The organism is Methylomonas sp. PHL2-19, assembly GCF_059331595.1.
The window spans coordinates 92,515-118,361 of the sequence record NZ_CP196842.1 but is presented as its reverse complement, the minus strand read 5'-3'; the positions used below and the strand labels follow the sequence as shown (position 1 = coordinate 118,361).

Below are 25,847 nucleotides of genomic sequence, written 5' to 3'. Positions count from 1 at the left end.
GTTGGTCTGTCGTGGTCCAGTCGATATTTACTGTTATCTTTTCAACTGTGCAAATAAGTCTGTCGATCACCTGCCACTTTGCTGTCGACTTTGACTTGAGCCATTTCCTAACGCACAAATCAACACCGTTGTCGATTCCGTCGCCCGAAAATGCTTGTAATCGTAAAATCGGATATTCGCGTTTTCACTCAGCAAGAGTGAGCAGTCGGGAATATTCCGGCCACCTGTTCTACTCGAAATCCGGGTTTTGAACTCCTCCAATTCCGATGTCCCGTAGACTTTCGCAATACTCGGATGTAGCGGGTTCAAATAATAATGAGCTTCGATCTGTTGGCTATTTAGAAACTCCACCAGCGATTTAAACTCGTCGAATCGCGTCATTATCCAAGGCGAGACAGACTTGGGTCCCCTACCCTGCTCGAATTGTCTGTTGACGAATTTAGTTTCGTTTCTCTGTATTTCCGTCTCGTACCGGACCAACTGATACCGGCCGGTATGGTCTATATCGTATCTAACGGAAATGGCGTGGTTTAAGGCGTCGAACAGATACCCTATCCCATCGCCAAGGCTGGGTTCGAACAGGTAATTCAAATAGAATTTCCAGCGCGATTCGCCGGTCACGACCGGATGCAATCGATTGGCTGGGCCGTGGTTTACCGGGTCGGAAAAGGCGAACGGCTCCAATCCGTAGACGATGTGCTTAAGCGGCAGTCCTTGCGCGATCAGTGCTTTTAACGTGGCTAGGATCTCACCCGGCCGCCCCGCCAAGAATGCCAGGTTGTAACACCGGCCTTCAGGGAAATACTGCGCCAATAGCCGTGGGTCGAGCAAGCCCATCACCGATGACCCGACCAGAAGGCAATCAATCGGCTGCTCCGGATCCGGCGCCGATATCTGATTCAACAGATGGCTCACTTTGCGGTAACGCTCGTTGGTCGCCGGCGACGTGTAAGGTTCGCCGATGCCTTGGTCGACATCGAACACTTGGTAGGGATTCACCAGCCAATTCCACACCGGCATCGCCCCGCCAATCAACACGCTCACGGCCAAAGCCGCACGCCAGAAATGGCCGAAATTAGAACGACCAGTAGATGAAGCTTTCATGGGCTGCCGATAGCCAGGTGCCGGCGAAGAATAAACCGGCAAACGTCGCGAGTGCCTTCAGATCCGGGGTGAAAGTGTCGAGTTGCGCTTGTGCATTACGGTAGCGTAGACAAATCGCCAGTAGGAAGCCGATGGCGAGCATGTCCAGGCCGTTGACCAACCCCGATATCGGAACCGTCTCGGACCCGAACCAGCCGGCGAGCATGACCGGCACCGATATCCCGTTGAGTCCCAACATCGCCTGCCAGATGTCTAGTGCCTGGTCAATACTCGCCGCCCGGAATAGCACCCAGGCGAAAAACACTCCAAGCAAGGTCAAGGTTCTGGCCAGATAACTCGGCATCGTATAACCGGTCTTGGTCCATAGCCGATAAAGCGCGATCATGGCGCCGTGCATCGCTCCCCAGGCGACGAAAGTCCATGCGGCACCATGCCATAAGCCGCCTAGTAGCATCGTGATGGCCGCGGCCCACAATCCACGATAAAAGCCTTGCCGATTACCGCCCAAGGGGATGTACAGATAGTCGCGCAGAAACCGCGAGAGCGTGATATGCCAGCGCTTCCAGAAGTCGGCGATCGTACCGGCTTGATACGGCGAAGCGAAGTTTTGCGGGAGCACGAGTCCGAACATCAATCCGACGCCGATGGCCATGTCGCAGTAGCCCGAGAAGTCGAAGTAGATTTGCAAGCCATACCCCACGGCCGCTACCCAGGCCTCGCACACGGTGAGCTGATCGCTGAGTCCAAACAAGGGATCCACCACGGCCGCCAGGCGATCGGCGATCACGGTCTTTTTGCACAGTCCGGCCGCAAACAGGAACAAGCCTTTGGTCATGCGTTCCGGATCGAAGCGGATGCCTTGCCGGAGCTGCGGCATGATGTCGGAATAATGCAGGATCGGGCCGGCAATCAGATGCGGAAAAAACGAAATGGAAAACGCAAAACGGCCAAGATCGAAATCATCGACCCGGCCTTTGGCACAATCGACTAAATAGGCAATCGCCTGAAAGGTGAAAAACGAGATTCCGAGCGGCAGGATCACCTGCAGCAACGGCCATTGGCTACCGGTCAGCGCGTTGCTGGTCTCGATCAGAAAATCGGCGTATTTGAAGTAGGCCAGAAGCCCCAGGTTGTACACAACGCCCAAGACTAACCTGATTTTGGAGTGAGTGACGGCAATCCGTTTGCCCCAATAGAAATTCAGTAAGGCGTTGACGACCAAGAGCAAGGCGTACTCGGCGCTCCATGCTGCATAGAACAGCACCGAGCAGCCGACGATGAACCATTGTGCGATCTCTCCGTAGTGTCGCGACATGAGCCACCACCACAACAGCACGGTCGCCGGCAGAAACAGGTACATGAATTCGGGGGCGGTAAACAGCACGTCGACGTCGCCCTCGGTTATTCCGTGCCGTCCGACGCAGACTTGGCCATTGCCGCCAGTGCGGCTAGCGTGTCGGGGTGATGCTCCAATGTGCTGGCTGTGGGGTCCACGACCTTGTTTGTCGGATCCAGCAACACGGTCATTCCCATGACGACGCGGAACAAGGACGCGCTGCGTGCCAAGCGAATCAGGTATTCGCACACACGCCGGCAATTCTCACTGTCATCAACAGAAAAGGGTTCGGTGTCGTCTTCATCGTCTTGTGGTTTGGCGATTTTCTCGGGCATGGTGGCGCCGTATCGGCTACTGATGGCCTCCAACGCGTACACCAGTTCAAGGGCCATATCGAGGTCTGCCGGATTCGCTTTCGCCATCTTCATCTTGCATCCTCGGCGTGTCTAAATTCCCAAGGGGCAATAGGATTTGGATCTTGCCATAACCCGAGGTGACTAGCTTGAGCGGTGCGCTCGGCTTGAAGAAATACCGGATCATTGCTGTATTGCCGATACACCCAGGCCAAGCCCTTGGCTACTTGTGCCAAGTTAACGTCCTGACCGCCCACGTCGACGTGGCCAATAAGGCGGCCGTAGCGGTCTTGCTGGGTATATTCGACCGTAACTCGGCGGCGGTAGGTGGTGTCGGATAGTCCGTGTTTGGCGGCCTGACCATAGGCTTGACTGAGTTCAGGCGCATCGATCTTGGCCAAGCGCACTTTTAAGGTCTGCCGGTCGTCGGTAAGCAAGGTCAGCGTGTCGCCGTCGTGCACGCCTATTACGACACCAACCAGTCTCTGTGCCTGAGCGGTACCTGCTAGAAGAAGCAGACTTAACAGGACTACTAAGCGGCCGGTCTGTCCGGATGGATTCATACAGGTTCTCCTGGTTATACCCGTTTCTGGGTGTGAGCAAAATAGACGTTCATCGCAAAGGCGATGCCGACACAGGCCATCGGCATCGCCTGCGGCGGGATCGGAAATGGGAAGGTCAAGCCGAGCAGCAGCAAGTAGATAATGCCGATGACGGTGTAGAAGCTATACCGGTGCGCCAACGGGCTGGAATAATCGAAGTTGGATTGCTTGATTTTGCGTTGCACCAAGCCGTCTACCGCACTGGGTATGGCGACGGCGATTAAAAACGGCCACCAGGACAACAGTAAGAAAAAACGCCGCAACGATTGGTAAAACGTCCCGAATAGCACGTCCAATTTGCTTTGGACGAGGGGGAAATAATCGGTCTGCCCGAAATGTTCAAACCCAACCGATTTCTCGCGCTCGGCAACGGTGGGGATGAAAAAATGGTACACGTTACGTTGAATCCCGGTTTCCACCAGCATGGCGTTGAATACCGCATTGGCTTCATCCCGAATCCGCCGATCGTTGTCAGCGCCCAGATATTCGATGATCATCCGGTCTTCGGCATCTTGCATATTGGTTAACCATTGGTCAGACACCAATACCGCAATCAAAAATACTTCGGCCGCCCACAAGATCAAGGTGACAATGAGGCTCTTGGTCATAATTACGCCGCTGCTCGCTGGATCAAGGCGACAACCCTGGGGTTGGTCACCAAGGCCTCAATCGATACGTCCATTACATACCTGTGGAGCAAAAAGCGCTGAATCGATTCGACCGTCCGGAGCAGACGATATGCATCGTCCGTATGATGCTGCCTGGATGCCTGCGCGTAAGCGATCAGTACCTGAGACATCAGTTGCGTGATCACGTCCTCCAACTGATCTGCCTTATGGTGATGATCGGTCATGATCTTGATCGCCGCTTGGAGAATGTCGATCGCAACCGGCCAATCCAATTCCAGTATTTGCAAATCTCGATTCTCGGTGGGGTTTAATTTGCGCCATCGATTCAGCATGATTTCTTCCGCGGTTTGTTTTGGTTTACGCATTTTTTTGCGAGGCATGGGTTTTTTCCTTGTCCAGGTCAGAGATCAGTATTGGCAGACGGCCCTTGACGATGCGGCCGCCAGACAATTTGGCGATGTAATGTAGATCAGGCAATTGGCCTAATAACTGCGGGGCGAATAAGTCGCCCTCTTCCTCCATTAATCGCTCGCCGATATTTCCGGAAAATACCGCTGGATTCGCTGAATGGGTAGAAACTCCCTGTGTTCTCATGATGTACTTCAATCGGGTTTTGGGCAGATTGTCGGTGATATAGGTCTGGGTCTCGGCGTCCATCACCCGGAGCGCGATCAAGTTGTTGAGGTTGGCCAGTATTTGTCTGGCCTTGGCTTCGGAACCCAGTCGGGCCGAAAAGTCCGCAAAGGTTTGGGTGGCAATAAACAACCGGAATTGTGCGCCGCGGCCTTTATTCAAGAGCTGGATGCACGGGTCGTTAATCACTTCGGCCGCTTCATCGACAAAAATATTGACCGGCCGGTTATCGACGCCGTGGTTGTACCGGTCGCCGGCGACAGCCGCCAGATCGGCCAACAGAATGGAGCCTATAGCACTGCCGACCATGCTGTCCGATAAGGAATCCAGACCGATGTATGCGACTTTAGCGCCTTTAATGATTTCGGCCGCGTCGGTAATTGCCCGTGTATCGTTCGAGTCGCTTTGGTCCGGCGACAGCAATGCGCCTAAGCTGCCGGAGGTCAGCATATTCATCAGCGGCAATAAGGAGGCGATCATTTTGCTGAAATGCGTGCGGTCGTGTTCGAACATGGAAATCAGCCCCTCCAGGTCGGTGTTCTGCCGTTCCTGCTGGACTCGCTCCCGGTAAAATTTGACCAGCAACTGCGCAGTTTTATCGTTCAGATCCATTCTTTTCATTCCGATACTACTGCGCCAATCGAATTGGAGCACCTTGTCGAAATATCGCACCAAGGCCTTAATCACCAACGGCACCGGACCGCCTTCCAGGTAAGTCCGTAACTTCACCAGGGACGGTTGTTCTTCGGCCGCAAACAGGCCTTGGACGATGTTATCCAAGGCTTTTTGCCCAAAGGCCTTGAACGGATCCGAACCGGATTCACCAGGACTGACCGCGGCAATTCGGCTGGCCAACTCGGACGAGCGGTTGAAATTCTTTAACGGATCGATACGGACGCTTTCGTCCGGAAAAGCCGGGTGGAAATAGACAAACCGGTCCGGGTTCCGCGAAAGTCGGCACGCGCGTTCGGCGCACCATTTCAGATCTTTGTCGCCTTTGGGATCGATGATAATCACGGCTTCGTTGCGCAGCACCGCCTGTGTCACCAAGATGTCGAACAAGCGGGTCTTTCCGGCACCAGTGGTACCAACGATCAAGGTGTGGCCGGCACTGTGCGAGATCGCTTGCCGAATGTAATCCTCGGTTAACCCTAGCCCATGGATCCATGTCGCCCCCATCCGATCATGATTGACCGGGATTAACCCGGTTAAATCGCGCTTTTGGATGTCGTAAGCCAATTGGGCGTGCTTTTGGTTCCACTCGAATCCCCAGCCCAACCACCATTGATCCGGGTGGCGCCGAACAATACCGGCCAGACTAGCGACATTGAACCGCTGAAATTTGAAGTAATTCAGCCGGTGTTTTCGATACCACACCCCGGCCGATGCCGGCACGCGCTTGACCGCCATGAAGACGCACGCCAACATAAGACCTGTAAAAGGCTCGCTCGGTAATCCCGAAAACCGATACATCAAATACGCCACAAGACCAAAGGCGATCCAGACCACAATGGCCGTAATTTCGTAATTGGGCCGCCAGGGTAATTGATAGTCATATTCGTCTTTCATTACTTTTTAACGATGAATTTTTTATTGGTGCTATCGATCGAAATATCCGGTCGGTCGAAGGCATATCGCAATAACTGTTTAATTTCGAATAACTGCCGTTCCTCGATATATGCTCTCAGTAACACCATATCGACGATCAAGCTATCATCCGTTTGATCGACTGCAAGCGGCAGTTCGAATGCTTTAATCGCTTTTATGAGTTGCTCAATCTCATGGGTCGCATTGCGTTGCGCTGTATGCGCTCCCTGGGATTGTCCGTGACTTGGTGTTGGGCGGCTGGCATCCGGAGCGGTGACGGCGAGTTGAGGCGGTGCTGGGGGAGCAGGCGGCGTTTCGGCGTTTTGGATCAATACCGTTAGGTATCGGCTGGTTTCTTTGTTCAGCAATACGCCCTTGACGCCGCCCAGTTCGGTAACCTTGACCATGGGTTTGCGCGGATCGACTTCGATCATGCCGGCAGCGTCTATTGTCGTGATGATATTGATGGGCTTTTGGTCCAATGCCGCTGCGATATTGAGATGCAACATCAAGACCCGACCATTCGGTTGAATTTGAAAATATTCCGCGGATATCGCGTCAAGACTTTGCATCAACAAGGCGCCGGCCGCGTGTTTTGAGGCCAACCACTGTCTGGCGGCTTTGGCCTCCGCGGTATTGACCTTGCTATTGTCCTCTGCGTTCGGCGCAGGACTGGCCGGACTCGGTTGGGAATGATTTGTTGGCGCCGAGGGCGGTGTTGCCGGTTGAGCCTTTATCGGGGTCTCTATTTCCTCGACACCTCCGGACGGTATTTCTGGTTCAGATTCCGCGTTCGTCAGATCAGGGTCTGTTGAGTTCGCGCTATCGTGATTTGTTGGGGTTACGGCCACCTCACCATGCTGTGCTACCGCATCGGATTGACCGTCAGTCTCGTTCTCGATGTGAATCACGTGTCCGTCGACGATCAACGGCAGTGAGTCGGTGTACACGTTCATCGGATCCGTCAACCTGAGCCCCCTAAGCGGCCGGTCCATGCTGCTAGGCTTTATGGTCCAGTAGCGCCTGACGGTTTGCGGATTCAAACGGTATGGGACGGCAAGCTGGCGATCGATCAGAATATCGGCTAGCGTATCCGGGTGTTTTGGTATTCCAGGAATATTGCTTTTCGTGATCAAACGGCTAATATCTTCGGCCGCTTCATCCCACAGGATAAAGGTGCCTTCTTTTAGACGCCAAACCACCGCTCCTTTGGCATTATCGGTCCACGCTCCGTTTTTAATCTGTTGCCGCATGGCGTCTAATATGAACCATTCAATCGGTGCGCCTATCGAGGGGTCAATGGGTATGCAGTTATTTTTAAGGTCTTTCTCTACGCTGAGGTAGTCGGCATCCATTACCAGTGAGTACATCTTTGAGTTGTGCGAGGTGCCGGCAATTGTGAGCAGCATTTCTTTGTAGATAGCCGGCCCGTATTCATTTAAATACTCCTGAACTTCGGGTGTGATGACCTTATTGATTAAAGTCGGTGAAACAATTTCATGGTCACCATTCCGATTGACTCGCCAGCTCAGATAATACCGTTGGATTTTGCGCTTCCTCGCCCAGGTTTCAATATCGTCCCCCACTATATTGCAGGTATGAGCGCCATCCTCGGATTTAATTTCAACGTCGGTGACCGGCTTGCCTAAATCATGCAACATACCGGCAATGAATATCGCCAATCGCCAGCGTGGCGTCAGTTGTTTTCGTCTACCTGGGTTTTCATCCATGCCGTACAGCACGCCATGGGATTTATAAACAGCTTCAAAACCGACCTCTAGGCCATGACGGAATAACCCGCCGGCGCCCCGGTGGTGATGCTTTTCCGACGCAGGTAACAAATGCACAAATCGCGCGTAATTGAATATTAAGGGGTATACCCGCCCTTGATATTCATGGTCGGTGACACCTAAATAGTGTTTGATTTTTTTAATTAATTCGTCTTGAGACTCTAGGATTTTAATTGCGGGGATGGCCGGAAGCCCTTTGGCGAATGGTGGATATCGAGGTACCTCTTCATCAGGTTCAGTAATCCGCAATATCGTATTGAGCAATTTCGCTAACATCGCCGATAAACCCGTTTATTTCTTCAAGCTTTTTGGATTGCATGACGCTTTCAGTCTGGCCGGCATGGTGGTGGTGCGAATAATCTCGTGATCGCGATCAGTCATGTCCAGCTTATGCAGGCAGTATTTTCGCCAAGCTCTTTCGATCTCGTCTGCGCTCGACTGAGTACCGGATTGGGCTGAGGCCGCGTCCGCTTCGGCCAATGGCAGCGTTACGAACCCACTCGCATCTGCCACCGTGCCGGCTGGGGCATCTGGTTTACGGGTGACCACATGCTCCACCGACGATTGTCGTACCGCCGCCCCGCCAGTCTCGGAGGCAAAAGCGTCCATTCCAAGCTGCCAGTCGTGGCGAGGTCCGGCGCCGGTTATCGATGTGATGACTTGCTGCGAAGTGGCTGGATCGATAGGCGCCTGGGCGCAACCGGCCATGAAAGGTAAAAGTAAGATTATGGATGTCCGCATTGGCCTGTCCTCTGGTTAGGGTCAGGTCAGCATATCGCATTCCGAATTTTGAACCCGCTGGCTAAATGCATCTGAAATGCACTTTGCCAGCGGGTGTTCTCGCTACCCATTGCACGGAGTGCGCCCACATTTTCTGTTGCGGTCCATTCTCGCCGGCATAATTCAGCCGGCTATACACATTATCAATTTGTCCGCGGTATTGACACATTGTTTTTTTCAACGCGCTTGCCCCATTTTATAAATATGGGTCTTCATGGTGGAAAACTATAATGGTGCAGCGTGGTGGTTTAGATCAAATTTGCGATGGTTCTGCCTTGGAGAACACCAGATTATTGGCACAAAGACGGTGTCATTTCTTGCTTAGTAATTGATATATCGATAGATTTATTAATGGTGCACGCTTGTGAACCAATTAATGTGGCAGCGCAGTTGATTAATTATTACTTTTCGCGCGTCGGATTTTTTACGTCGTTCCATTTTTTCAGCTTTCAATTCAATAGGTTCGCGGCGATGCCACATTGTATTTTTCCCAATACGCAATGACGTTAAACAGAGCCGTCTAACAAGCTCTATCTGAGCAATGGGTACTACGTCATCCTGAAATCGGCAGTCGTTTGCACGAATATCTCGTTTCATGTGATGCGCTTTGCTAATGCCTAGCGTAAACCGGCCGACGGACTCAAGGTAACCGTAACAGGTTGGTGAAAAACCATATTTCAGACGCTAATTTTGGCCAGCTTAATCAATATATAGTGTCTGCAGTATCATGCTTCAACTAAATACAGGCTGAGTTAGGGTCAAAAATGAGTTTTTCACCAACCTGTTAATGCCCTTACTTCCTATCGAAAGATTAATAAAACAGAATACACGACTCATTTCGCCTGTATGTCGACAAATGATCGACTGAGTTCGCTATTTTCGTAATTCATATGCTGTCGAGGCAACTTGTCGATCATTCGTTGCTCACCAGTCTACTCACTGAACCACAAAGACTTGACAATCTAGGCATTCCGACCAAAAGCAGCCACAGGCCCATTTTATCTGCCGCGTTTCTCTAAACCGGTTAGCCGGCCCAGTCCAGATTTTTGTAACGGAAGGGCTCAAAGCAGCCACTGGGGACCTCAACCAAGCGGCCATTTTGAGTCATTCATCGATTTCAACGTATGGCGGCTGCAACACAATAAGCTGTCACTCAAAACTTATGCATTCATTCCGTCTTTGCAAAATTCGGGTGGATTTTGTGGGTCAATCCTTTTGAATGAATAGCTCGTTTTCGTTCGTTCGATTCTGACCCATACGTGCTTTCTATAAGGAGCTCCTTCGTAACCAACTTCTTTCAAATTTGAGTCAAAATAAACTACAGTTGGGCAGCGTCCCTGCTGAAAACTGTATCCGCCGCGCTGCTTCTCAGTAACAATATAAGCATCAAGGATTTGGTAATTGCCAGGCCAAATAAGTGCTTCTTTGATTACCTCTGTTGAGCCGATAGCGGGGCGGATTCTAACTACAGACTTTCCGTCGTCTGTTTTAGTCTCAAGGGGAAGTGGATCGTCTATAGCCTCGGCGAAAGGTACTGGTAGCCTCTGCTCTTGTGGAACGATTATTAGGTCCCCTTTTCCTAAATCCTCAGCCTTGAATATTTCAACCCCAGTTCGATCGACGAGTTTGTAGCCTTCTACTCCGTCTAGCATTATCCAGAACGATCGTGTTTCCACGTTTTCACTTGGAGGTAGTGCTATCGCAAGCATGCTTTTTGACCAATCAATGAATTTACTGGTTGTTTCTGAAAAAGACAGGATCCCACCCATAACCGTAGAGAGAGCGACAAAGTAAGAGATAAGTCGAAACTTAGTTAAGCGCTCTACTATAGATTTAGGATTGTTATCGATGTTGTTTTTCATGCTCGCCTTTTTAATATATCCAGCTAATCAGGTTAAATTAAGGAACCTCTGATTAATACGGATTTTCAAGAAAAATCGATGTACAAGTCATTGATTTAATTGAACCTGAAATTCAAGAACGCGAATTAATCAGAGACTCCTTAACTCGAGGGACATGCTACCTGGATTACGATCTTTCCATTATAAGGACGCCCAACACGTTATTTGGCTGTTAACAGTATGTATATATAGCTAAAATTCCACGTTGCATGCTAATTCATTGATTAGCAGAGAACTTTCATTTCCGAATATCATTGGTGTCCGTTAATAAGGACTGGTAATGATCCATTTGGCGCCATTGAATCATGTTAGGCGATAGGCCGCAACGGGTCGGTTTTTGTCGGCCAAGTCGCTGCTGACACCTACTTCGAAAAAAAATACAGTCCAGAATACGTCCGTTTTCTGGACTTTCGTCTTGCCAAAATGCGCTTCGCGCCGAATCTTACCTTGATATTCCAACTATCTCGTCAATGAATCAACGTCAATATTGTTTCCTTGACGCTGAGTTTCTGGAACTGGTGTCAGTTACAAATAATCCTGGTTTGCTGCGGATGATTGCAGGTCGGCGCGAATGATTGCAGGTTCACTTGCAAATAATCTCGGTTTGCGCGCCCGTCAGTTACAGCTAATTCCGTTCGATAATTGCGCTGATTGCTGGTTTGCGCAATTTTCGATTGCAAGCCGTTACAATTAGACATTGTTAGCCGGTTAGCGGGCCGTTCAAAGCTGAATTTTAATGCAGAAATTAGCGCAGGAGCTACAGTACGAGATGCTATAAATAACGCCATTTTGTACAGTTTAGGAGCCTTTTAGGTGTTGGAAAGATACTTTTTTAGTATTTATTTGGTGCTGTTATCCGGTCCTGTATGGTCGGATGAGTTCTCGACCATACAGGACAATATCAACCCCGGCAACATTGTCATCATCGGTGAAACCCACCAGAAACCGGAATCGGCACAACTGTTTGCGCTTCTGGTGGATTCAGCACTTAAAAGACATCAATGCCTGACTGTAGGGCTCGAAATTAACCACAATCAACAACCCGCCATCGATGCAGTAACGAAGGGCGAAACACGGGTATCGGAGATTAAAATACCGTATGCCATCGATCATCCAGGTATGCGAAAACTAATTGATTATCTGGCCAAGCTAAAATCGAAAACACCCTGCTTGAGAATCGAGGCCATCGATGCGGATCAGGATCGCGACGAACACATGGCTGACCGCTTAGAACATTTACAACGCGATGAGCCGATACTGGTCCTTCTGGGTGGATTGCACACATTGAAAAAAGTTAAGTGGACTGTCAAAAGCGGAGGACCATTTGTTGCCGAGATTCTGGTTGACCATGGCTATCAAGTTAAATCCTACCCGCAACGTTGGCTACCTGAGAGGTGCGAGAACGGGCAAGGCAGGTCAAGCCGATACGTTAGTGCCTTCGATCCGGAAGCATTACCAATTCTGAATGAGTCACTCATGTCGCTGATCAACGCCAAGCGTCATCGATCAACGAAGGATGTTATCGATGGTTTTGTGGTTTGGGAATGTAATCTCTAGTTGTTTTTCAGATTAGTCAACTCTATAATTTTTCTGTGGGCACTACCCGTTGGGGTGCCTATTGTGCCAGTTGGAGCGTTCGACTGGTTCCCCATGGATGCTCATGTGAGCGACAGGGGGCAACCTTTTGTTCACTCGGAGACTCTCATGGCACAACGTCGCAAATCGCTTATAAAACCCCGCTCTATCGCTTTTTCCCGTCAACGCGGCCGCTGTTACTACTGCGACCAACCAATGGCGACGGGGAATCTCATTGAATTTTCCGCCAAATACAAAATAACGCCTAACCAGGCAAAACTCTTAAGATGCACAGGTGAGCATCTTAAAGCTCATCATGAAGGTGGTTCAACCAAGCCGACTAATATCGTTGCGGCTTGCTGGTATTGTAATCACAAGCGACACCAACGGAAAAACCCACCTGAACCTGAACAGTACAGAGACTTAATTCAGGCTCGTATGAGCCAGGGAGGGTGGCACAGCATAAGATTAAACTAGACATTGCTCTGGTATTGATCGGACAACCGGACAATACCAGATTCCTTATTTGCAACTGAAATATATGCCGCTGACCATCGGCGGCAGACGGCCACAAGCGGCCACAGAACAATCATTGAGGAATGACTGCATACTGGCACATTGCCGCCGACGGTTTAGCTTTAGAAATCCAGCGGGCTTTTCGCTTCCTTGATCGTCCGACTAGGCACGGTATGCGTGTAAATCATGGTCGTTCTCAGGTCGCTGTGGCCCAGTAATTCTTGAATGGTGCGAATATCGACATTGGCTTGTAAAAGATGACTGGCAAAGCTGTGGCGAAACGTATGTGCCGACGCACGTTTCGCAATTCGGCTTCTGCGCACCGCCAATTTAATGGCCTGTTGCACATGGGACTCGTGCAAATGCCAACGCCGATATTCCTGACTGGCCGGAACCAACGTGAGCGATTTCGCCGGAAACAACCATTGCCAGGCAAATTCTTTAGCGGCGTTCTTATATTTTGTATCCAGCGATTTAGGCAAGAACACACCGGCAGTCTTCGCTGCTAGATCTTGTTCATGCAAGGCGGCGACTCGCTCTACTTGAGCAGCCAATTCAGTTGTTAAGACCTCCGGCATTGGTAGCGTCCGGTCTTTCTGGCCTTTTCCGTCATGCACTGTCAATACCTGCAGGTCAAAATTTAAATCCTGCACTCGTAGTTTCAGGCACTCGAACAGGCGTAAGCCACAACCGTACAACAACTTGGCGACCAAGTCATAAGGCGGTTCCAACAAACCGATAATTCGATCAACTTCCGGGCGCGATAACACTACAGGAATATAAGGACGACGCTTAGCCCGCACCACACCCTCGACTTTTCCGAATTCTTTTAGCAATACATGTTTGAACAAGAACAGTAACGCATTGAAAGCTTGATTCTGACTGGAAGCGGCAACCTGCTTATTCATGGCGAGATGGCTCAAAAAAGCTTTCACATCATCCATGTCCAACAAACGGGCATCTTTGCTTTTCGTGTAGGTTTGAAATTGCTGCAACCAGTAACGGTACGCTTGCCAAGTTTTGTTTGAATAATGACGAACCTTGATAGCGGCTTGCAGTTGTTCGTACACCGTCACCCAACTGGCACCGGTTAGCTTTGGCGACTCTTCGACAGGCGAAGGCTTCGGGGTTTCTGGTACGGATGGTGTCGTAACGGTCTGGTTGACAGGACTCTGATAGGGTTCAGCTAATCGCTTCGATGTTAATGACTGATCAGGTGACGTATCGCTGGAGGGTGTTGTTGGCGATTTAATCGCGCCGACCATGCGGTAATAGATGGCTACGGCTCGGCGAGCTTGTTGTCGTTGTGTTTCAGACTGACCTTTACTTTGCAACTTTTCGTCAAATGGAGCAAAGCTTGCGGTGAGCTTTGGATTAGCTCCGTACTTGTTGCAAAAGTCCCAGATAAAACCGAAACCACTTATGAAAATCGCGCCGTTGCCGGTCGGGCACATTGCGCTGATTGAGTTGTGTTTCAAATGCCTGGCTAAGAGATGCGGGAACGGCTAACATGGCAACCTCCAAAGCTGATTTGGACACAGTGTGAATGATATACAGAAAGGAAAAATCCTTGCTAATCACAAATTTATTGGAGCAGCGCAGCTTTTATGGTAGATATACAGAACTATCTAATAACTTGTTAGGCCTCAAATCCCCGTCCTCCACCGCGCCTCTCTCGTTGTCTTTGCCGACTACCACCAGTTCTACCTGGCGGACGGGGAGACGAAGTGGCTTGCGCCGGAAGATTGGACGGATGAAGACCTCGCAAATGGGGCAAAGGCCACTGGTCAGGTTGTAGCGGTTGCCCCCGCGCGCAATATGAATGTCCCGGTCGAAGTGGAAGTCTTCGGCGAGCCACAAGACATTGATCTAGCCGAAGTCGATCACGCTTTGTCTTGCTCTCTTTTTCTGCCCACGGGTCATCTCCAAGTGCACGAGTGCACGGGCCCGGAGCGTCTGTACCTTTCTCTGCCTCCAGGCCACTACGAGGCTCGAATACTGTTCAGTGGCCTGGCGAGCATTCTCGATAACGGTCTTGATGGAAGCGACCGATACCGAATCATGCTCTGGCCGGGCGTTCAGCAGCCACTGAAGGTGCTCAAGCAATGGTCCGGCCCATGGCGCGGCTGATCGTGCGGCCTAACCCCTCGGTCAAGGGGACTTGCCTGCGGCAAGCCCCTTACCTCGAACGTTATGCCACAAAAGCCATGAAGAAACTGATCCCAATTATTTTGCTAACGTCTATTACTAGTGCTACCCATGCGATAGAACTGAAAATAGTTACCGAAGGCGGATATGTTTCGTTTGCGGCGGAAGATCAATGGCCGGTGATTGCGTCTCAAACAAAGCCGCCTGTAGCCGTAATGGCATTTCAAATACCGAACCAAGGTGATGCAAGCACCCAAGATTCGACCAATTTATCAATAAGTCTATTTACTCTAAATTCTCCAAAGGCTCAGTCGGCGCTAGCTAAAATTGGAAAAAGCTTCGGTTTTGAAAATCCTACAAACCAGAAATATAAAGATTGGGAAACTTATAGCCAAAGAGCAATGCAAGAGCAAACACCTTACACAATACTTGATGCCACTAAAAAAGTGGCCAATGTGGTTGTGGCTGCCAGATTAGCTTGGCCGACGCTTAATACAAACAGAATGAGCTATGACCAAGAAATGAGGAAACTATTTTATAACTTTCTCGACTCAATAAATGGTTATACCGGCAAATATGAGCCGAAGCCTAATGAAGTTATAAGAAGACCAGTAAATTGAAGCATAACCAACGGGTAAACTTGACCGGCAAAAGCTACGCTCCTATCGTCGCTACGCTTTCGCCGCCAAGTTACCCTTACCGTTAGGCCTCGAAGATGGAACAGACGCTTCTTCAAAGAGTTCTCGATGGCGACCCAGAAGCCGAAGCCCAATTCGGAGGTTCGGAGCACTGCGCCGTGATCGATTGGCGCGACGGGGCACCAGAGATCGTCGATGCCGTTGCGTCGTTCCTGCCGGATGGCTACCTTGTGATCGGGCCTTTGACGGAACGCACTTGCGAGCTAGTCGTGCAAGGCAAACCGCCAATCCTGGCTGAGCTTTCTTCTAAGGCAACACAAGAGCAACTTCTCTTTTACATCTGCAACGCCATTGCGCCGGAGTACGAACTTCGACAGTTCAGGCCGATGGATGGCGACAGCTACTCGATATTCGTAGCGCCGCGCTCTGTGTGGGCCGGTATTGATAGCGAGCATCCTCGAGCGGCGGAGCGGCTATTTCTCAGTGCGCAGAGGCTTGCTGCATACTGGAGCAAGGGCTTCTTGGCCCGGATGTTTAGTAGTCCATGAGCGCGCGGCCTAACCACTCGCTCAACCGGACCCGCAACGGCACGCCGCCTTCGGGCCTCATTTCATTCTGGCCCTGCGGCGTCCTGCCGTTGCGGGACCGGTTAGCTACAACGTTAGACCGAAATTGAGACTGTACGTAATGAGCTATAGACTGTGGTTTAGAAATCACGGAGAGAAGCACAAAGCGATCGTTGACAGGTTGCTGAAGCAGGGCTACTCGAAGGAAGAGATAATTGACTACTTTGACTTTGAAAATATGTGCACTGCGGAGCCTGATTTTTGTCCTCTCTACGCTCAAGGTAAAGAATGCCATGACATTGCAAAGTTGAACTGCTACCTTTGCGCGTGCCCACTATTTCGTTTTAATTCAGATGGCATCTCTGAACGTGATGGACTGAAAAGGTACAGTTACTGTAATGTCGAGTCGAAACACGGCAGGCAAGGTACCTTTGGCGACTCAATTCACCAGGACTGCTCAAAATGCCCGGTGCCGCACGCGCGAAAATATGTATCAGTTAACTTTAACCTCGATTGGTTCGGTGCAATGAAAGACTGCGACTTGGGCACGTAAGATGGCTGTTCGGCCTAACCCCGCGTTCGAGCTCGGACTCGCCAAAAAGCGGCTCGCCGCTCAACGCTGACGTTATGCACGTTACAGGATGTCGTGATAAATGGAAGACAAAGAAATAATTTTAAGTGCAAAGTTAAAACTTAAATACCTATTTATAGTTAATGTCATGGTTTTCATCCTCGCCTTAGTCGGAGGATATTTCGGCGGGGCAAACACTGGTATCTATTTTTTTGGATTTTATGTAATTGAAATCTTGATTTTTATTGCTCTGTTTATTCCAATTTTTACTTTTTGGTTATTTAAAGGCAAATCAATCAAACTGTCGGCGTCTAAAGCAATACAGAGTTTTGGCGATTTTTATCAATTTATAACTCCTTGGTAATAATATTTTTATGAATCTTGGTGCCGTAATATGTCAAGGGCATAACAAACGGGTCAACTTGACCGGCAAAAGCTACGCTCCTATCGTCGCTACGCTTTTGCTGGCAAGTTACCCTTATCGTTAGGCATTATGATTTTTGCTATCGAAACTGAAGAACAAACATTGCATGTTTTCGAGAACGAAAACGCAGCAGTTGGGTATTGTGAAGGTTTAGATGTTGAGGCTACAATTTGGCTATTTTGGAATGAGGCGGGTGCACCACTAAAGCCAGAATTTACCGTTCCAAATAAAAGGGGGTTGTTCACTGTGCAAAATGGAAAATACCATTTGGTAAAAGCTACCGAAAGCCACCATTCCAAGCTATTAGAAGCACTTGAACACGTCGTAGCAGTTGAGGGTGTGCCGCCATTCAATACGGTTGCGGCTATTCGGCAAAGCCTAACCCATCAGTCAAGCGGGACTGCCGAAAGCGTTCTTCGATGATACAATTTTCAATAACGAGGGTTGAGCCACCGTTTTCGCCAGCCCCTTACTTCAAACGTTAGGTTGCATGCATCATGATCGAAGACGTCCCAAGTCCAATTGACCTTCGTCTGGAGGAAGACGCTCGCCAGTGGTCGGAACTGGCCATGGTCAGGCGCCCTTGGCGCACCGAGTTCTTCTCGGCCATGGCCTCAGCAATCCAAGCTGCAAGCCAAGGCCAACCTTGTCGCGTCCTTGAGTTGGGTTCCGGTCCAGGCTTCCTGGCGGAGCATCTTCTCCAGTCCTTACCGTTCGTCACCCTCGTAGCCCTCGACTTCTCTCCACCAATGCATCAGCTCGCCTTGCAGCGGCTTGGCCCGCTGGCGGCGCGCGTCCAGTTCGTCGAGCGGAGTTTCAGGGAGCCGGACTGGTCAGAGGGTCTTGGCAAGTTCGATCACGTCGTAACCAATCAAGCGGTTCACGAGCTTCGTCACAAGCACCATGCCCCACCGTTGCATGCACAAGTCAGAGCCTGCCTCGTTGCCGGAGGCAGCTATCTCGTCAGTGATCATTATTTTGGCGAGGGAGGTATGTCCAATCACCAGTTGTACATGTCAGCTGCTGAGCAAAGGGCCGCGCTTTCAGGTGCTGGCTTCGCCGTAGTTGAGCAGTTGCTGCTCAAAGGTGGCATGGTGCTCCACCGTGCAACCTAACCCCTCCGTCAAGGGGTCGCCCCTTACGTCGAACGTTAGGCACCAGCAGGCGAGGCCGCAAAAAACACGGGGTTCAGGGATTAAGTGCGGTGGTCAACGTGTGCCATTGCCAACCCAAAACCCGGCATTCATGCCGGCAAGATAAAGCGTGACAAGTAACGGAATTTAGGCGGCGCAAAAAGCCGCCGAAAAGTAAAAATGTTTCACGGGTTTTAACTCGTGCAAATAAGAACGGTTATCAACTGGTAAAAATTTAGTATGGGATTCCATACCAAAGTGCGAGTGTCACTAGCACTTCGCACTTCTCAGGCTGCACCTTTTTGGTGCAAGTGCGGGTAAGACGGGTTTCCGGAATGTTCCACGGATTCGAGCCGAAAGCGGATCGCTGCCGCCGCCGTTGCCGCTGCTGCTGCCGTTGCGCTGCGTGCAGCCCTGGCGGGGTCGCGAAAGCGTAAACCGCGCCACCTTCCATCAAGGGAAGCTTCGCCGGCTCTTCGCTCCGCTACGAGCCGCCCTTGACGCAAGGAATCCGGGCTATGCGGTTTAAGCCCCCGCAACCCCCCCAGGGTTGACCTGAGGGACGGGAGCCGAGAGGGCGCTGCTGGGAGCGTTACCTGTTACGGTTTCGACACGCAAGCCGTTTAACAGCCTGCGCGCTGCGATTGCCCCTTCGCTGCGCTACGGGATTGCTGGGGGGTGCGCGTGCGGGCATATATTGCCCTGAAGCCCGCGCGCACCCCCCGTTTGTTTTGATGCCTCCGGCGGCCAGGCGTAAACATCGGTCTGCATTCCATTAAATGCAGCATACCTGATGATGTTACTCATTTACGAAGGAATCCTTACGGTTCCCCAATATGGTGCGTCTACAGGGTATCTCTTGGGACCAGGAAGCGTATATTTCGCTTCCTCGTTGTTTGCTCGGCAAGTTACTGTAGGCAGCATGCTGGTTTCAACGCAGTCAATACGCGCCGATATGATCAACTGTTGCCGTTCGGCCATTGCTAAACCGGATTTGTAGTGGAGCACAGGACCAAACGTGAAGCCAGTTAACCCGGAAGCACTTAAGACATCAACAACTTCCTGCGTAACGAAGAAGGCGTCGAATTCCCAATTCAGTTGCAAGAAGTGCGAGTTGGCAGCCTTGCGGAACGGGCGTGCTCGAAAAGGCGACCGTTGATGGCTTCGGATGCCACAACGCAGACACACGTCAGAGTATGTGGTTTCAAGGTAATCATCCTCTGGCTGAGGGTAACCATGATGTCCGCGGGCGCCCATTTCAAACCACTTCATTCAACACCCCTTGCACATCAGTAAATATAAAGAATTATTCCCTTACTTTTCTCAACGGCTTCCCGAAGAAAGTTTTTCAAAGCATCTACGTATGTCCAGAGTAATTTGCCATCTTCCACTTGCCAGTTGGCAGAACAATAGATTTCGTTTTGATCAAAATCGCTCTGGCTTACATTTGCACCAAATTCGTCGGCTTTTAAGTCGTTCAAAAAGCTTAAAAAGGCTTCGATATCGGCGGTACGCAGTGCGCGCGCAGGACCGTAGCCAACATCTATGTCGCCCAATTGGATACCACCCGATAATAATGTTGCTTGAGGCAATGGCCCGTCCCAAGGACAATCGGCAAGTAAATAATGTAAAATATGCCAATTTTTATCTAAATCCAGCAAGCTGTCCTCTGGTGGCGCTTGCCAAGGTCTTTGAGGAGGCGGTTCCTTGGCTGCAAACAGACGTGATAGGAAGCCTTTCTTGGGCACATAAATTTCAGGCCCGTGCAAAAAAAAGAATATATCGGAGGGGTCTTCAATTAATGACTCCAACCGCTCAAGTTTGACCTGTTGTAAGGTAAACAACATGCTCATGATCTTTCCTGGAATATATTTATAACGAGGTATCAACTCGGACCTTTTTAATTTTCATTCTTGAGTTTGCCAAACACCTTTCCGAACTCGGTCTTTTCAAAAAAATGCCCTTTTGGCCACAACAACGATGCGTTTTCACCACGCCACTGTACTTCGTCTGCCGGCATACCTTGATGGCTGGTTGCCCACCATCGCCAGATGGTGACACCGACGGACCACCATATCCACGCCAAACAAAAACCCAACAGTAAGCTCAACGCCGAGGGCAAAGGCTCACGAATATGGAAAACTTGCTGCAATAAGGCCATCGGGCCAATCATCAACGGAATCACCATACCATTGATCAAAACAGCACCAATCAAAACGGTAACGCGCGGCGATGCCGAACCTGTGGTCGGAACGGCATAACGTATTTCCGGATCGTACTGTCCGGCGGCAATTCTCACAGTTTCCGGTAGGTTTTCCACGGATTTACGTAAGCGGTGTCTAATAATCTCCACGCCAATCGACAGCAACAAATAGACCGCAACCATAGTGAAGAGCAAAGCTGCCTTGATATTCACATCGAGCAGCGGGGCCACATAGCGCGCAATGATTATGCAACCGGCAAATACAGCAATGATGAATAACCAGATTTTCAGCCTGGCCAAGTAACGCTTAGCCTTTCCGCCCTGTATCTTTACGGTTGATTTAGTAAGCGATGATGGCGGGGCGAATTTTTTGCTCAGCTTCGGGAATAGCGCGTAAACATCATCTTCCGCCCACGCCATACCGGACGGTTGCAACGGGCAAGTCATTTCTCGCTGATAGTCAGTTCCGCCGGTCGCAGCCTTTACGCCGTCATGCACTGCATACTGGAAGCCTTCGAAAAACCAGTCGATTTCCACGAAATCATCGTCCGCTAACCTATCCGGATCGGCGAGTACCAACTCGAACAGTTGCTGGCCGTAGGAAATTAGCGTCGCGCGAAAATCTGCGAAGCAATCGTCACCACAGCCGCCGTTAATGACATACGCTGCGCCCCATAACGACCAAGAATAAGCGCGATCCATCATGGCGTCGAAATAATGTACAAAGCGCACAGCATCGTCTTTAGCCAATTTCGAAACCAACTCCGCCAGGGTTTCGCATTTCAGTTTCATATCGCCACCCGACAACTCATGAGCTTGCTCCACCATCAGCCAAAATTGCCGTTCATCCATTCGAAGTCCTCGTTTTCAGCGTCATTTTCGATTCGAAAGCTCGCACCTTTCTGGGTGAACTCAGCAAAAAAAGTGCACAGTGTGGCGCAAATCTAATCAGGCAAAGCTTGCGCTCCAGACAACCCATTAGAAACAGCCATCGCTTTGATTGACTGGGCAATTTGAGGGCTTCTGGCCTGGATTTTTCGATAGTTTGTCAAAGCCGCAGCGCTGTTGTTGTCCATCAAATCAGCCAAGGTCACGATCGCCAATGCTTGCGGCAAATCGGGCTGGGCTTTTAGCAGCACATTGGCGTGGGTTCTGGCTTTTTCCGCTTGCCGAGAATTCAGGTAGGATTGCGCCAAATACAGACGAGCATCGAGAGCGGCCGGTGCCAACGAAACAGCTTTTTCCAAAGACGTAATCGCTTTGCCCAGGTTGTTGCTGCGCATCTGCGCCTCACCCAAATTGATCCAGGCATTGGCGAATTGCGGATCAAGATTGGTTGCGGTTTCCAGCGCACTAACCGCTTCCGGCAAACGGCCAAGCTTTAATAACGCATATCCCTTATTGCTCCAGTTAACGGCGACAGACGAGTCGATTTTTAACGCTCTTTCGATATAGTCCAAGGCTTTTTGTAAATCGCCATTTCGGCCGTAGTATCCAGCGAGATCTTGTAACGTTTTCGGGTTATTCGGGTTTAATTTCTCGGATTTTTCCAAGGCTTCAAGTGCTGCTCTTTTTTCCCCAATGGCCTCTAGCGAGCCGCCTAATGTCGCCCAATCATCTGCACCAGCGACATCGGACGCAACCACTTTTCTGAAAGCATCAACCACCGCACGATGGTCGCGCACCTCAACCTTCAAAATACCGAGAGATCGGTAGGCATTGATATAAGTTGGATCGATTTTAACGGCCGTCTCAATATCGGCTAACGCTGCCCGTTTGTTGCCCAGTTTGCTTTTGACATTACCACGATTCGTCAATATCTCGGCAACAACTCCTGGATTATTCGGTTTTGAATCGTAGGCCTTGTCGTAAGCCTGCTCGGCTTCTTTTAAACGATTGGTTTCGGTTAATACAACACCCAAACCGGTCCAGGCGTTGGTGGTTTCCGGCGCAATCTCAATCGCCTTTCTAAAAGCTTTTTCCGCATCACCATAGCGTTTGCGATTGGATTCGGTAAATCCCATCGAGACCCAGGTTCCGGCACTGGAAGGATTATTGTCGTTTTCATTGCCCAGTGTTAACCGCGCGGCATCGGCTTTGCCATTTCTGGCTAGCACATTGGACAAAGCCTGTTTTGAGCTTGCGTCTATTGGGTTCAATCGAAGTGCCGCTTGATAGGCTTTAGCTGATTCGCCGGCGCGATCTAGTCTATCGGCAATGATGCCTAACAACCGCCAATGATCGCCAACGCCGGGCTCTACACGGATTGCATCCTTAACGGCGGCATAGGCTTCTTTTGGCTTGCTGTCAGCCAGCAACCATTCTGCCTTGGTCGCATAGATGCTACCGTGATTGGGATTAAGCAATTGCGTTTTTTGCAAGAGTTGTTTGGCCTCATCTCGCCGGTCTAGCCGATACAACACTTTGGCGAGTACAAACCAAGCGAATTCATTTCTGTCGTCCAGCCTGACGGCCTCCCTTAACGCCGCTTCCGCTTCCGTCGGGTTTTTCTCAAATAAAGCCACACCCAAATAGGCGGCCGCTAGTGCAGAATTCGGTTGAGCTTCCCGCCACTTGCGGACGTGTTTTTCAAATTCAGGAAAATTTCCCGCACCCTGCAGCGCTTGAGCTTCTTCCATCCAGTGGGGCTCCGGTCCGGGAATGACGGACGGTGGTGGCGGTGCGATACCACGTTTACTTAATTCGGCAATCCAATCCGCCGGCAATACAATGTTCAGGCTTTGACCCGCAGTGAGTATTGCAGTGGTGATGCCCAATAATCGGCCTCTGGTATCGAACAAACCTCCACCGCTGGAACCTGGTGACAGAGGCACGCTCGCCACAATCACCGGATCATCACGATAGGGACTGATACTTGAAACCAAGCCGGAACTGACTGAAAGAGTAAAGCCCAACGGATTGCCGACCGCGAAAACAGATTCCCCAATCTTCACATCGCCCATTTTTCGAATAACGACGGGTGGAGCTACCATCCCGTCAACGCTAAGTACGCAGATATCCCGGCTCGGGTCGGTCAGCGTCCAGCTTGCGGCATATTCCTGGGAATCGGTGGAAATTTTCAGACTATCGGCCTCCTGTATCACATGACAGTTAGTGACGATACGGCCTTTGTCGACCACCACGCCGCTACCCTGGCCTTGTTGCCGGCCTTTTTCATCGAATGTTTGAACGGTGACGATAGAAGGCGACACCTGTTTGAACAAGCCTTCGGCATCATATTCGGCGCGGGATTCACAGCCTGGCACGGTTAACAGGCAGAATAAGCATAAAGGAATCAATTCAACCCTAATCATGGCTGGCTCTCCTCGAATGGCAAAATGACTGATCGGTAAGCCTTCTCCGCCCATTCGCTGTCGATTCCGCGTAGTTTTTCGTAAGCGCTTTTAGCATCCTTATCCCGACCGGCTTGTCGGTAAGTCTCGATTAAGGCTACCCAGAGTTTGCCTTGCTTAGGCTCCAGTTCCAGAGATTTTTCCATCGACTTAATGCCCTCCTGATGGCGGCCTAGAATCCCTTCGTTAAAGCCTTTTTGTCGCCAAACTGCAGGATCGTTAGGAAATTTTTTGAGCAATTGAGCATCGACTTCCAAGGCTTCTTGACCACGAAAACCATCTTTTAGCGATAAAGCCAGACCGTATTGCCATTCGGGATTACCGGGCTCCAGCCGAACCGCTTCACGGTAGGCTTGGATCGATTCTGGAAAACGCTGTAGTTGAAAATAACTGTTGCCCAAAGCCGCGTACACCCAAGCTTTGGCTGTAGGGTTGCCCTGCAAACTCTTTTCGAAGGCTTGGATGGCATCCAGCGGTCTGCCGAGCGCAATCAATGTTTGCCCTTTCCAAAAGTTCGCATCGGCCTTTTGAGCGTCGGGTACGGTGAGCCTTTCCAAGAGGGAGTAAGCGCGGGCTGGCCGCCCTTCGCGGATATAGGCATCGGCCAAACTGAATTGAATGTCCGATACGGCAGGATATAGTGCTGATAAACTTCGCCATAATTGGGTAACCATGCCTAGATCGTTGCGCCGTTTGGCGATGCCGATCAAACCCTGGTAGGCTGTCAGTTGCCAAGGATTGAAAGACAATGCCTTGCGATAGGCTTCTTCGGCTTTGGTCGCGGTACCGGCCGCTTGCTCGGTTTGGCCGACGATAGTCCAAACTTCGGCATCCTCCTGACGCAACGACAGCAGTTCGTGCGCCAATTGCAGCGCCTCGGCGCGTTGATTACGCTTCAGCTTTACGCTGACCAATCCGGCTGCCGCAATTGGGGATGCTGGGTCCAGCTCATGCAGTTTACGCCAGGAATTTTCCTCGCTATCCAGATTGCCGATTTTTTGCGCCGCTACTGCGGCCCAGCGCCAAGCGTCGGCATCATCCTGATGCCCGGCGATCCATTGCTCGACATGATCTGTCAGCTTTTGCCACTGTTCCTGTTGCTGTAATTGTTCAGAGGTTTCCCGGAATTGTTTGTATGCTATGTCGGACTTGTCATGCTGCTCAATCTCGGCCAGCCATTTGGCGGGAATGGCAAAATTCACATTCTGCCCGTCGCGGTGCCTATAAGTAATGATGCCCAACAAATGCGCTTCGGCATCGACTAATGCGCCGCCATCTGATCCTGGCGAAACCGGCGCGGAAAACTGAATAAAATCGACACCCAATTGTGGGCGAATACCTGAAACCACACCTTCGGAAATGCCGATACCCAACCCCAAGGCGTTGGAGAGAGCGTAAACCCGTGCACCCGACTGAACGCTTTGGTTGACGTCAGCGCTAACAATTTTAGTTAACTCAGCACCAGGCACCGACAACAAACATAAGTGCCGTTGACTATCTCTGGCTAAGATTGTTGCCGGAAAAGATTTGCTTTTCGTGACGATCCTAATTTGCCGCTTACCATTCATCGCTTCGCACATCGTAACGACGCGGTCGCTTGCAACGGCAATACCTGTTAACGATTGCAAGGATTTACCCGTATCATCGAGTTCTTCCAAAACCGTGACTGACCGTTGTGTTTGCTCGTAAATCTCGACGGAATTAAGCGGTTTTGCCGCTGCTTTCGAGAGATAAGCGCCTACGCAAAGCAGTAGGACAATCTTTTTCATTCGACCTCCAAGTTGTCAATATTCGGCGGGTAAAAGTAAGAATGCTTGAATAGCAAACGGCTATTTTAAGTAGATTAAGCTAAAAAGACTAGCGCGTAAAATAGGTTGTCTTCTATTGAGCCACAATTGCACATTGCTACGAAATTCCCGAAAATCCCTTCGTTTCTTTTTTAGAAATGGACTGACTGCTTTAGATACCCTTTTTGTCGTTAGAAACCTTGGGGTGACTGTCCCTT

At 50.5% G+C, this 25,847-nt stretch carries 24 protein-coding genes; 7 read left to right on the top strand and 17 right to left on the bottom strand.

Features of this window, described 5'->3' with window-relative positions:
- Nucleotides 1-66: 66 nt before the first annotated feature.
- The 10 genes from ACR02O_RS23865 to ACR02O_RS23820 form a co-directional block, all read right to left on the bottom strand.
- Nucleotides 67-1,104 carry a hypothetical protein gene (locus tag ACR02O_RS23865; RefSeq protein WP_444512308.1) on the bottom strand — a complete coding sequence of 346 codons (1,038 nt, stop codon included), beginning with the start codon at nucleotides 1,102-1,104 and terminating at the stop codon, nucleotides 67-69.
- A complete protein-coding gene (locus tag ACR02O_RS23860; protein ID WP_444512307.1) occupies nucleotides 1,076-2,488 on the bottom strand; it encodes an MBOAT family O-acyltransferase in 1,413 nt (470 codons plus the stop codon). Before ACR02O_RS23860 ends, ACR02O_RS23865 begins: the two co-directional genes overlap by 29 nt.
- Before the next feature lie 17 nt (nucleotides 2,489-2,505).
- Entirely contained in the window at nucleotides 2,506-2,832 is a 327-nt protein-coding gene (locus ACR02O_RS23855; protein ID WP_494523499.1) for a hypothetical protein, read from the bottom strand.
- 32 nt (nucleotides 2,833-2,864) lie between these two features.
- Entirely contained in the window at nucleotides 2,865-3,356 is a 492-nt protein-coding gene (locus tag ACR02O_RS23850) for a thermonuclease family protein (protein ID WP_444512305.1), read from the bottom strand.
- 14 nt (nucleotides 3,357-3,370) lie between these two features.
- The gene (locus tag ACR02O_RS23845; RefSeq protein WP_444512304.1) at nucleotides 3,371-4,003 is read right to left on the bottom strand and encodes an IncC plasmid conjugative DNA transfer DtrJ family protein; all 633 of its coding nucleotides are present in this window, start codon (nucleotides 4,001-4,003) and stop codon (nucleotides 3,371-3,373) included.
- Between the two features lie 2 nt (nucleotides 4,004-4,005).
- Nucleotides 4,006-4,404 (bottom strand): hypothetical protein, encoded by a 399-nt coding sequence (locus ACR02O_RS23840; RefSeq protein WP_157199239.1) that lies wholly within the window; start codon nucleotides 4,402-4,404, stop codon nucleotides 4,006-4,008.
- The gene (gene traD, locus ACR02O_RS23835) at nucleotides 4,382-6,226 is read right to left on the bottom strand and encodes a conjugative transfer system coupling protein TraD (protein ID WP_444512303.1); all 1,845 of its coding nucleotides are present in this window, start codon (nucleotides 6,224-6,226) and stop codon (nucleotides 4,382-4,384) included. The genes ACR02O_RS23840 and traD overlap by 23 nt, the downstream gene beginning before the upstream one ends.
- Nucleotides 6,226-8,310 (bottom strand): MobH family relaxase, encoded by a 2,085-nt coding sequence (gene mobH, locus ACR02O_RS23830; protein ID WP_444512302.1) that lies wholly within the window; start codon nucleotides 8,308-8,310, stop codon nucleotides 6,226-6,228. Before mobH ends, traD begins: the two co-directional genes overlap by 1 nt.
- A 15-nt stretch (nucleotides 8,311-8,325) precedes the next feature.
- Nucleotides 8,326-8,775, bottom strand: a complete 450-nt coding sequence (locus ACR02O_RS23825; RefSeq protein WP_444512301.1) for a hypothetical protein — start codon at nucleotides 8,773-8,775, stop codon at nucleotides 8,326-8,328.
- A 1,199-nt stretch (nucleotides 8,776-9,974) separates the two neighbouring features.
- A complete protein-coding gene (locus tag ACR02O_RS23820) occupies nucleotides 9,975-10,676 on the bottom strand; it encodes a hypothetical protein (RefSeq protein WP_444512300.1) in 702 nt (233 codons plus the stop codon).
- 852 nt (nucleotides 10,677-11,528) lie between these two features.
- On the opposite strand from ACR02O_RS23820, the gene ACR02O_RS23815 reads away from it, so the two are divergent.
- Both ACR02O_RS23815 and ACR02O_RS23810 read left to right on the top strand, forming a co-directional pair.
- The gene (locus ACR02O_RS23815) at nucleotides 11,529-12,272 is read left to right on the top strand and encodes a TraB/GumN family protein (protein WP_444512299.1); all 744 of its coding nucleotides are present in this window, start codon (nucleotides 11,529-11,531) and stop codon (nucleotides 12,270-12,272) included.
- Between the two features lie 93 nt (nucleotides 12,273-12,365).
- Nucleotides 12,366-12,767: an HNH endonuclease gene (locus tag ACR02O_RS23810; RefSeq protein WP_444512298.1), complete on the top strand. Its 402-nt coding sequence runs from the start codon at nucleotides 12,366-12,368 to the stop codon at nucleotides 12,765-12,767.
- Nucleotides 12,768-12,928: 161 nt separating this feature from the next.
- Here the strand turns inward: ACR02O_RS23810 and ACR02O_RS23805 are convergent, their stop codons facing one another.
- Both ACR02O_RS23805 and ACR02O_RS23800 read right to left on the bottom strand, forming a co-directional pair.
- Nucleotides 12,929-13,876, bottom strand: a complete 948-nt coding sequence (locus tag ACR02O_RS23805; RefSeq protein ID WP_494523498.1) for an integron integrase — start codon at nucleotides 13,874-13,876, stop codon at nucleotides 12,929-12,931.
- A 304-nt stretch (nucleotides 13,877-14,180) separates the two neighbouring features.
- Nucleotides 14,181-14,318, bottom strand: coding sequence for a hypothetical protein (locus ACR02O_RS23800; RefSeq protein WP_494523497.1), 138 nt, complete (start codon nucleotides 14,316-14,318; stop codon nucleotides 14,181-14,183).
- 695 nt (nucleotides 14,319-15,013) lie between these two features.
- Here ACR02O_RS23800 and ACR02O_RS23795 point away from each other — a divergent pair.
- From ACR02O_RS23795 to ACR02O_RS23775, 5 genes are all read left to right on the top strand, one after another.
- Nucleotides 15,014-15,574 carry a hypothetical protein gene (locus ACR02O_RS23795; RefSeq protein WP_482804843.1) on the top strand — a complete coding sequence of 187 codons (561 nt, stop codon included), beginning with the start codon at nucleotides 15,014-15,016 and terminating at the stop codon, nucleotides 15,572-15,574.
- Between the two features lie 95 nt (nucleotides 15,575-15,669).
- Nucleotides 15,670-16,140 carry a hypothetical protein gene (locus tag ACR02O_RS23790; RefSeq protein ID WP_444512294.1) on the top strand — a complete coding sequence of 157 codons (471 nt, stop codon included), beginning with the start codon at nucleotides 15,670-15,672 and terminating at the stop codon, nucleotides 16,138-16,140.
- Nucleotides 16,141-16,811: 671 nt separating this feature from the next.
- Complete coding sequence (locus ACR02O_RS23785; RefSeq protein ID WP_444512292.1) at nucleotides 16,812-17,093, top strand: hypothetical protein; 282 nt, start codon at nucleotides 16,812-16,814, stop codon at nucleotides 17,091-17,093.
- 129 nt (nucleotides 17,094-17,222) lie between these two features.
- Nucleotides 17,223-17,576 (top strand): hypothetical protein, encoded by a 354-nt coding sequence (locus ACR02O_RS23780; RefSeq protein ID WP_444512291.1) that lies wholly within the window; start codon nucleotides 17,223-17,225, stop codon nucleotides 17,574-17,576.
- Nucleotides 17,577-17,650: 74 nt separating this feature from the next.
- Nucleotides 17,651-18,268, top strand: coding sequence for a class I SAM-dependent methyltransferase (locus ACR02O_RS23775; RefSeq protein WP_444512290.1), 618 nt, complete (start codon nucleotides 17,651-17,653; stop codon nucleotides 18,266-18,268).
- A gap of 825 nt (nucleotides 18,269-19,093) precedes the next feature.
- Here the strand turns inward: ACR02O_RS23775 and ACR02O_RS23770 are convergent.
- From ACR02O_RS23770 to ACR02O_RS23750, 5 genes are all read right to left on the bottom strand, one after another.
- Nucleotides 19,094-19,558 carry a hypothetical protein gene (locus ACR02O_RS23770; protein WP_444512289.1) on the bottom strand — a complete coding sequence of 155 codons (465 nt, stop codon included), beginning with the start codon at nucleotides 19,556-19,558 and terminating at the stop codon, nucleotides 19,094-19,096.
- A 17-nt stretch (nucleotides 19,559-19,575) separates the two neighbouring features.
- Entirely contained in the window at nucleotides 19,576-20,139 is a 564-nt protein-coding gene (locus ACR02O_RS23765; RefSeq protein WP_444512288.1) for a YfbM family protein, read from the bottom strand.
- A gap of 47 nt (nucleotides 20,140-20,186) precedes the next feature.
- The gene (locus ACR02O_RS23760) at nucleotides 20,187-21,341 is read right to left on the bottom strand and encodes a DUF4240 domain-containing protein (RefSeq protein WP_444512287.1); all 1,155 of its coding nucleotides are present in this window, start codon (nucleotides 21,339-21,341) and stop codon (nucleotides 20,187-20,189) included.
- Nucleotides 21,342-21,433: 92 nt separating this feature from the next.
- The gene (locus ACR02O_RS23755; RefSeq protein ID WP_494523520.1) at nucleotides 21,434-23,803 is read right to left on the bottom strand and encodes a tetratricopeptide repeat protein; all 2,370 of its coding nucleotides are present in this window, start codon (nucleotides 23,801-23,803) and stop codon (nucleotides 21,434-21,436) included.
- The gene (locus ACR02O_RS23750; RefSeq protein ID WP_444512420.1) at nucleotides 23,800-25,611 is read right to left on the bottom strand and encodes a tetratricopeptide repeat protein; all 1,812 of its coding nucleotides are present in this window, start codon (nucleotides 25,609-25,611) and stop codon (nucleotides 23,800-23,802) included. Before ACR02O_RS23750 ends, ACR02O_RS23755 begins: the two co-directional genes overlap by 4 nt.
- Between the last annotated feature and the right edge of the window lie 236 nt (nucleotides 25,612-25,847).